Raw genomic sequence first — 9094 nt, 5'->3', positions numbered from 1 at the left:
GAGGTGCTGCCGCTGTCGTTCGCGCAGCAGCGGCTGTGGTTCCTGGACCAGCTCGAAGGTGCTTCCGCCACGTACAACAGCCCGTTCGCGTTCCGGCTGCACGGATCGGTGGACGTGGAGGCGCTGCGTGGGGCGATCGGCGATGTGGTCGGGCGGCATGAGGCGCTGCGGACGGTCTATCCGGCGGTCGACGGACAGCCCCGCCAGCTGGTGCTGCCGGCCGGTGAGGTCGAGGTGCCGTTCAGGGTCGAGCCGTGCGCGGCTTCGGAGGTGGCGGGGCGGATCGAGGCCGAGGCCTTCGCGGTCTTCGACCTCTCCGTCGAACTTCCCTTGCGGGTCGTGCTGTTCGCGCTTGGCGAGGACGAGTCGGTCCTGGTGCTGACCCTGCACCACATCGCCAGCGACGGCTGGTCCTCCGGTCCGCTCTGGCAGGGGGTCACGTCGGCCTACCGGGCCCGGCTGGCCGGAGCCGCCCCGGAGTGGGAGCCGCTGGCCGTCCAGTACGCGGACTACACCCTCTGGCAGCACAACCAGCTCGGGGAGGCTCTCGACCAGCAACTCGCCTACTGGTCCGAGGCGTTGAGGGATGCGCCGCAGGAGGTGGCCCTGCCCTTCGACCGGCCCCGTCCTGCCGCCGCGTCGCATGAGGGTGAGCTGTTGGAGTTCCATGTCGGCCCCGAGCTGCACGCGGAGTTGGACGCGTTGGCGCGTCGGCACGGTGTGACGCTGTTCATGGTTCTGCACGCGGGCTTGGCGGCTCTGCTGTCGCGGATGGGTGCGGGGACGGACCTCCCGATTGGCACGGTCGTCGCCGGGCGTTCGGATGAGGCCCTGGACGAGCTGGTCGGGTTCTTCGTGAACACCCTGGTCCTGCGGACGGATGTGTCGGGTGAGCCGACCTTCGGTGAGCTGTTGGGCCGGGTCCGGGATGCGGACCTGGCGGCGTTCACGCACCAGGACCTGCCGTTCGAGCGCCTGGTGGAGGAGTTGAACCCGGTGCGTTCGCTGGGCCGGCACCCGCTGTTCCAGGTGATGCTGGTCCTGCAGAACAACGAGGAGGGCAGCCTCCAGCTCCCGGATGTCGTGGTGAGTACGGAGCCGTTCGGGACACCGCCCGCCAAGTTCGACCTCAATCTGACGTGCGTCGAGAACCGTGACGTCGCCAATGCGCCTGCCGGTATCACGGTGGTCCTGCAGTATGCGACCGATCTGTTCGACCAGGGGACCGCGGGTCTGGTGGCGGAGCGGTTGGTGCGGTTGCTCGGGGTGGCGGTCGGGGATCCGGAGGTTCCGGTGTCCGGCTGGGAGGTCTTCGACTCGCCGGAGCAGGAGCGGTACTTCCTCAGTCGGGCGGAGCGGGCCCGGGCCGGCGCGGTCGAGGCTGTGGAGGTGCAGGGGCATCGTGGTCCGAGGACGGCGCAGGAGGAGATCCTGTGCGCGTTCTTCGCCGAGGTCCTCGGGGTTCCGTCGGTGGGCATCGATGACAACTTCTTCGCTCTGGGCGGCCATTCGCTCCTGGCGACGCGCCTGATCAGCCGCATCCGTACCACGTTGAACGCAGAGCTGGGCATCCGCGACCTGTTCCGTAACCCGACCGTGGTCGGGGTGATGGAGAAGCTGAAGGAGGGCCGTCCGGCGCGTCCGGCGTTGGTGGCGGGTGAGCGTCCGGAGGTGCTGCCGCTGTCGTTCGCCCAGCAGCGGCTGTGGTTCCTCGACCAGCTGGAAGGCGCCTCCGCCACGTACAACAGCCCGTTCGCGTTCCGCCTGCGCGGCGCGGTGGACGTGGAGGCGCTGCGTGGGGCGATCGGCGATGTGGTCGGGCGGCATGAGGCGCTGCGGACGGTCTATCCGGCGGTCGACGGCCAGCCCCGTCAGCTGGTCCTGCCCGCTCAGGACGTCCAGGTGCCGTTCAGGGTCGAGCCGTGCACGGCCGACGAGGTGGCCGGCCGGATCGAGGCCGAGGCCTTCGCCACCTTCAGACTCTCCGCTGAACTTCCGCTGCGGGTGGCGCTGTTCACCCTCAGTACGACCGAGTCCGTCCTCGTCCTGACCCTGCACCACATCGCCAGTGACGGGTGGTCCTCGGGCCCGCTCTGGTCGGGCATCGCCTCGGCCTACCGGTCCCGTCTGGCCGGCCTGGTCCCGCAGTGGGAGCCGCTGGTCGTCCAGTACGCGGACTACACGCTCTGGCAGCACAACCAGCTGGGCGAGATCCTCGACGAGCAGTTGAAGTACTGGCGTAACGCGCTGGGAGAGCTGCCGCAGGAGATGGCCCTGCCCTTCGACCGATCCCGTCCTGCCGCCGCGTCGCATGAGGGTGAGCTGCTGGAGTTCCATGTCGGCCCGGAGCTGCACGCGGAGTTGGACGCATTGGCGCGTCGGCACGGCGTGACGCTGTTCATGGTCCTGCACGCGGGCCTGGCGGCTCTGCTGTCGCGGATGGGTGCGGGGACGGACCTCCCGATCGGCACGGTGGTGGCGGGGCGTTCGGACGAGGCCTTGGACGAGCTGGTCGGGTTCTTCGTGAACACCCTGGTCCTGCGGACGGATGTGTCGGGTGAGCCGACCTTCGGTGAGTTGCTGGGCCGGGTCCGGGATGCGGACCTGGCGGCGTTCACGCACCAGGACCTGCCGTTCGAGCGGCTGGTGGAGGAGTTGAACCCGGTGCGTTCGCTGGGCCGGCACCCGCTGTTCCAGGTGATGCTCGTTCTGCAGAACAACGACGAGGGCACGCTCCAACTCCCGGGCCTCACCGCTCAGCCCGAGTCCTTCGGGACCCCGCCCGCGAAGTTCGACCTCAACCTCACCTGCGTCGAGAACCGTGACGCCGCCAACGCGCCTGCCGGTATCACTGCCGTTCTGCAGTACGCGACCGATCTGTTCGACCAGGAGACCGCGGGTCTGGTGGCGGAGCGGTTGGTTCGCTTGCTCGGGGTGGCGGTCGGGGATCCGGAGGTTCCGGTGTCCGGCTGGGAGGTGTTCGACTCGCCTGAGCAGGAGCGGTACTTCCTCAGCCGGGCGGAGCGTGCGCGGGCCGGCGCGGTTGAGGCTGTGGAGGTGCAGGGACATCGTGGTCCGAGGACGGCGCAGGAGGAGATCCTGTGCGCGTTCTTCGCCGAGGTCCTCGGGGTTCCGTCGGTGGGTATCGACGACAACTTCTTCGCTCTGGGCGGGCATTCGCTCCTGGCGACGCGCCTGATCAGCCGGATTCGTACCACGTTGAACGCCGAGCTGGGCATCCGCGACCTGTTCCGTAACCCGACCGTCGTCGGGGTGATGGAGAAGCTGAAGGAGGGCCGTCCGGCGCGTCCGGCGCTGGTGGCGGGTGAGCGTCCGGAGGTGCTGCCGCTGTCGTTCGCCCAGCAGCGGCTGTGGTTCCTCGACCAGCTCGAAGGTGCCTCCGCCACCTACAACAGCCCGTTCGCGTTCCGCCTGCACGGTTCGGTGGACGTCGAGGCCCTGCGTGGGGCGATCGGCGACGTGGTCGGCCGCCACGAGGCCCTGCGGACGGTCTACCCCGCGATCGACGGCCAGCCCCGCCAGCTGGTCCTGCCCGCCCAGGACGTCCAGGTGCCCTTCAGGGTCGAGCCGTGCACGGCCGGCGAGCTGGCCGAGCGGATCGAAGCCGAGGCCTTCACCACCTTCAAGCTCTCGACCGAACTTCCCTTGCGGGTAGTGCTGTTCACTGCCACTGAAGGGGAATCCGTCCTCGTCCTGACCCTCCACCACATCGCCAGTGACGGGTGGTCCTCGGGCCCGCTCTGGTCGGGCATCGCCTCGGCTTACCGTGCCCGTCTGGCCGGTCTCGTCCCGCAGTGGGAGCCGCTGGCCGTCCAGTACGCGGACTACACGCTCTGGCAGCACAACGAGCTCGGCGCGACCATGGACCAGCAACTCGCCTACTGGTCCGAGGTGTTGAGGGATGCGCCGCAGGAGGTGGCTCTGCCCTTCGACCGGCCCCGCCCCGCCACCGCCTCGCACGAGGGTGAGCTGCTGCAGTTCCACGTCGGCCCCGAGCTGCACGCCGAACTGGACGCCTTGGCGCGTCGGCACGGCGTGACGCTGTTCATGGTCCTGCACGCGGCTCTGGCGGCTCTGCTGTCGCGCCTGGGCGCCGGCACGGACATCCCCATCGGCACGGTCGTCGCCGGACGTTCGGACGAGGCCCTGGACGACCTCGTCGGGTTCTTCGTGAACACCCTGGTCCTGCGGACCGACGTCTCGGCGGAGCCGACCTTCGGCGAACTGCTGGACCGGGTCCGGGATGCGGACCTGGCGGCGTTCACGCACCAGGACCTGCCGTTCGAGCGCCTGGTGGAGGAGTTGAACCCGGTGCGTTCGCTGGGCCGGCACCCGCTGTTCCAGGTGCTCCTGGTCCTGCAGAACAACGACGAGGGCACCCTCCAACTCCCGGGCCTCACCGCCCAGCCCGAGTCCTTCGGGACCCCGCCCGCCAAGTTCGACCTCAACCTCACCTGCGTCGAGAACCGCGACGCCGCCAACGCGCCCTCCGGCATCCTCGCCGTCCTTCACTACGCCACCGACCTCTTCGACCGCGACACCATGACCCTGCTGGCGGACCGCCTGATCCGGCTGCTCGGGGTGGCGGTCGGTGATCCGGAGGTTCCGGTGTCCGGCTGGGAGGTGTTCGACTCGCCTGAGCAGGAGCGGTACTTCCTCAGCCGGGCGGAGCGGGCCCGGGCCGGCGCGGTCGAGGCTGTGGAGGTGCAGGGGCATCGTGGTCCGAGGACGGCGCAGGAGGAGATCCTCTGCGCGTTCTTCGCCGAGGTCCTCGGGGTTCCATCGGTAGGCATCGATGACAACTTCTTCGCTCTGGGCGGCCATTCGCTCCTCGCGACCCGACTGATCAGCCGCATCCGCACGACCCTCAATGCTGAGCTCGGCATCCGCGACCTCTTCCGGAACCCGACCGTCGTCGGGGTGATGGAGAAGCTGAAGGAGGGCCGTCCGGCGCGTCCCGCGCTGGTGGCGGGTGAGCGTCCGGAGGTGCTGCCGCTGTCGTTCGCCCAGCAGCGGCTGTGGTTCCTGGATCAGCTCGAAGGCGCCTCCGCCACCTACAACAGCCCGTTCGCGTTCCGCCTGCACGGTTCGGTGGACGTCGAGGCCCTGCGCGGGGCGATCGGTGACGTGGTCGGCCGCCACGAGGCCCTGCGGACGGTCTACCCGGCGGTCGACGGCCAGCCCCGCCAGCTGGTCCTGCCCGCCGAGGACGTCCAGGTGCCCTTCAGGGTCGAGCCGTGCACGGCCGACGAGGCCGCAGGGCGGATCGAGGCCGAGGCCTTCGCCACCTTCGACCTCTCCGCCGAACTCCCTCTGCGGGTGGCCCTGTTCACCCTCGGCGCGTCTGAGTCCGTCCTAGTCCTGACCCTGCACCACATCGCCAGTGACGGCTGGTCCTCCGGTCCGCTCTGGCAGGGCATCGCCTCGGCCTACCGGGCCCGTCTGGCCGGTCTCGTCCCGCAGTGGGAGTCGCTGGCCGTCCAGTACGCGGACTACACGCTCTGGCAGCACAACGAGCTCGGCGCGACCATGGACCAGCAACTCGCGTACTGGTCCGAGGCATTGAGGGGTTCGCCGCAGGAGGTGGCTCTGCCCTTCGATCGGCCCCGCCCCGCCACCGCCTCGCACGAGGGTGAGCTGCTGGAGTTCCACGTCGGCCCCGAGCTGCACGCCGAGCTGGACGCGGTGGCGCGTCGGCACGGCGTGACGCTGTTCATGGTCCTGCACGCGGCTCTGGCGGCTCTGCTGTCCCGCCTGGGCGCCGGCACGGACATCCCCATCGGCACCGTCGTCGCCGGACGCTCGGACCAGGCGCTGGACGACCTGGTCGGGTTCTTCGTCAACACCCTGGTCCTGCGGACGGACCTCTCGGACGCCCCCAGCTTCGGCGACCTGCTGGGCCGGGTCCGGGACACCGACCTGGCGGCGTTCACCCACCAGGACCTGCCGTTCGAGCGGCTCGTCGAGGAGCTGAACCCCGTTCGCTCCAGCTCCGTGCATCCGCTGTTCCAGGTGATGCTGGTCCTGCAGAACAACGACGAGGGCACCCTTCAACTCCCGGGCCTCACCGCCCAGCCCGAGTCCTTCGGGATGCCGCCCGTCAAGTTCGACCTCAACCTCACCTGCGTCGAGAACCGCGACGCCGCCGGCGCCCCCTCCGGCATCCTCGCCGTTCTCCACTACGCCACCGAGCTCTTCGACCGCGACACCATGGCCCTGCTGGCGGACCGCCTGCTCCGGCTGCTGACCGCCCTGGTCGCGGACCCGGACCAGTCGATCGAGGCGGTCGACATCCTGAGCCCGGCCGAGCGCCGGCAGATTCTCGTCGAGTGGAACGACACCACGCGCGTCCCGGCGGACACCGGGCTGGCCCCGGAGGTCTTCGAGGGGCACGTCCGGCGGACGCCGGACGCGACCGCGCTCGTCTTCCAGGGCGAGGTTCTGACGTTCCGTGAGCTCAATGCGCAAGCGAACCGCCTGGCGCGGCTGCTGATCGACCGCGGGGTGGGGCCGGAGCAGTCCGTGGCCGTCCTGCTCCCGCGGGGCACGGACCTGGTCGTCTCGCTGCTGGCGATCCTGAAGGCCGGGGCCTGCTACGTCCCGGTCGACCCGGAGTACCCGGTCGAGCGGGTCGGGTACATGCTCGACAACTGCCGGCCCGGCCTGGTGATCACCGGCGGGGACACCGCCGAGCGGTTCGCCGGTCTGGCCGGGCGGGTGCCGCACCTGCTGGACCTGGCGGAGCCGTCGCTGGGCGCCGAGCTGGCCCGCCGGTCCGAGGCCGACGTGTCGGACGCCGACCGGCTCGCGCCCCTGCGTCCCGGGCACGCCGCGTACGCCATCTTCACCTCCGGGTCGACGGGGACGCCGAAGGGCGTGCTCGTCGAGCACCGCTCCCTCGCCAACCTCGTCCACAGCCACCGGGAGGACGTCTACCGGGCCGACATCGCCTCGGCCGGCCGCCCCCTGCGGGCCGCCATGATCGGGGCGACGACCTTCGACGCCAGCTGGCTGCTGCTCTTCTGGCTGCTGGACGGCCACGAGCTGCACCTGGTGGACGACGAGACGCGCCGGACGCCGGAGCTCCTGGTCGACTACATCGACGGCGAGCGGATCGACTACCTGGAGACGACCCCGACCTACTGCCGGCAGCTGGTCGAGCTGGGGATGCTCTCCGAGCAGCGCGCCTCCCGCCCGCGGATCGTGGACGTCGGCGGTGAGGCCGTCGACGAGGCGCTGTGGGATGTTCTGCGGCGGGCCGGGGTCACCGCCAACAACCAGTACGGTCCCACCGAGTGCACCGTGTACAGCACGAACGCCGTGATCGGCGAGTACGAGCGGCCGGTCATCGGCCGGCCGATCCGCAACACCCGGCTCTACGTCCTGGACGACCGCCTGCGGGTGGTCCCGCCGGGCGTTCCCGGCGAGCTGTACATCGCCGGGGAGAGCCTCGCCCGCGGCTACCTGGGCCGGCCGGGCCTGACGGCCGAGCGCTTCGTGGCGGATCCGTTCGGTGCGGCGGGCGAGCGGATGTACCGCACCGGCGACCTCGTGCGGTGGCGCGCCGACGGCGCCCTGGAGTACGTGGGGCGTGCGGACGACCAGGTGAAGATCCGGGGCTTCCGGATCGAGCCGGGCGAGGTCGCCGCGGTGCTGATGGCGCACGAGGCGGTGGCGCAGGCCGCCGTGGTGGTGCGCGAGGACCAGCCGGGGGAGAAGCGCCTGGTGGGCTACGTGGTGCCGGTCGCCGACCGGGCGGCCGACCCGGAGGAGCTTCAGCGCTTCGCCGCGGGCCGTCTGCCGCGGCACATGCTGCCGTCGGCGGTCGTGGTGCTGGCGGACCTGCCGATGACCTCGCACGGCAAGCTGGACCAGCGGGCGCTGCCCGCGCCGGTCGCCGGTGCGGGAGGCGGCGGACGGGCCGCGCGCTCGGCGCAGGAGGAGATCCTGTGCGCGGTCTTCGCCGAGGTCCTCGGGGTGCCGTCGGTGGGCATCGACGACGACTTCTTCCTCCTGGGCGGGCACTCGCTGCTCGCGGCCCGGCTGATCGGCCGGATCCGCACCGCCCTCGGCGCCGAGATCGGCATCCGGGACGTCTTCGACGCCCCCACCGTCGCCGCGCTCGCCGGCCGGCTGGACGACGCGGGGGACGGGGACGGCGCGCTCGCCACCCTGCTGCCGTTGCGCAGGAGCAGCGGCCCGGCGGCCCGGCCGCTGTTCTGCGTGCACCCCGCGGCCGGCGTCAGCTGGGTCTACTCGGGCCTGCTCCGCCACCTCGACGGCGGCCGTGCCCTGTACGGTCTCCAGGCCCGCGGCCTGCTGGCCCCCGAGGCCGTTCCGGCCGGCCTCGACGCCATGGTCGACGACTACCTGGCGCTGATCCGCTCCGTCCAGCCGCAGGGCCCGTACGCGCTGCTGGGGTGGTCGTTCGGCGGGGTCGTGGCGCACGAACTCGCCGTCCGGCTCCAGGAGGAGGGCGAGGAGGTCGAGGCGCTCACCCTGATGGACAGCTTCCCGAGCGGGGGCGGCGGCGGATCGACCGAACCGGCCCGGGAGTTGACCGGTGCGGAGGCCGTCGGGGCGCTCCTGGAGTCGCTCGGCCACGACCCGGAGTCCGCGCGGGCCGCGGACGGTCCGTTCGCCCTGCTCGGCGACGCCGCGCTGGAGGCGATGGCCAGGGTCTTCCTCGCGAACATCGCGGTGCTGGACTCCTTCAAGTCCCGTACGTTCAGGGGCGATGTGCTGTTCTTCGAGGCGACCCGGGAGGAGCCGCGCCCCCCGGTGCGGCCGGAGGACTGGCGGGCCCACGTCACCGGTCGGATCGAGGTGCACCGGGTGACCGGGCGGCATGGTGAAATGACGAGGCCCGATCAGCTCGCCCAGATCGGCCCCGTTCTCGCCGCCTGGCTGGCCGGCGGGCGCGACCGGTCCTAGCCGGCGGGGCCGGCGGCCCGTGCGCCGACCGGCGTACGGGCCGCGCGGCGGTCCTGCTCCCCGCGCCGGCGTCGGCCGCGGGGTGCCGGAGGGGACGCAACCAGTGGGCGGCTCCGGGCAGTTCGGATTTCCTACCGCG

Annotated in this window: 1 protein-coding gene; it reads left to right on the top strand. The window is 71.3% G+C overall.

Annotated features, from left to right (window positions below; genetic code table 11):
* Nucleotides 1-3: 3 nt before the first annotated feature.
* Nucleotides 4-8955, top strand: a complete 8952-nt coding sequence (locus ACFY4B_RS13985) for an amino acid adenylation domain-containing protein (protein WP_387967995.1) — start codon at nt 4-6, stop codon at nt 8953-8955.
* The last annotated feature ends 139 nt before the right edge of the window (nt 8956-9094 follow it).

Origin of the sequence: Kitasatospora sp. NPDC001261, from assembly GCF_042896795.1 — a bacterium.
Classification (GTDB): Bacteria; Actinomycetota; Actinomycetes; order Streptomycetales; family Streptomycetaceae; genus Kitasatospora.
This window is presented reverse-complemented; position numbering and strand designations above follow the sequence as displayed.